This window comes from Mesorhizobium sp. M8A.F.Ca.ET.208.01.1.1 (genome assembly GCF_004791315.1).
Taxonomy (GTDB): Bacteria; Pseudomonadota; Alphaproteobacteria; order Rhizobiales; family Rhizobiaceae; genus Mesorhizobium.
This window is the reverse complement of record NZ_SRUT01000292.1, coordinates 1-304: the sequence shown is the minus strand read 5'-3', so window position 1 is coordinate 304 and position 304 is coordinate 1. Positions and strand designations below refer to the sequence as shown.

General features: G+C 67.4%; 1 pseudogene. It reads right to left on the bottom strand.

The features are described 5' to 3' along the window. Window positions 1–243 (bottom strand): annotated as a pseudogene (locus EN851_RS35350) (adenylate/guanylate cyclase domain-containing protein); the annotation flags it as partial. Between the last annotated feature and the right edge of the window lie 61 nt (window positions 244–304).

Sequence of the window (304 nt, the reverse complement as noted above, 5' to 3'; positions counted from 1 at the left end):
TCCGGCTCCAGGCATCGTGCCGGCGCCAAAACCCAGAGCCTCCATGACGACCCCTGTCTCGGCCCGCCACAGCCAGGCGCGGCGCGTTATGATCGGATGCGGCGCGGCGAGCGTCAGGGCTCCACCGGCGAGCGGCAACCCGTCGTCGACCAGCCGCGCGCCGAGCGTGGCCAGAAAATCATCCGGCTGGACGGCGCCGCCAGCGCTGTCGACCAGCCAGGCGAGAGTTGAAGAAAGCCGCATCGATATGATCATGCTTCGGCGTTCCGTCGCTGTCACCAGCGCGAATCAGATCGGAAGAGCA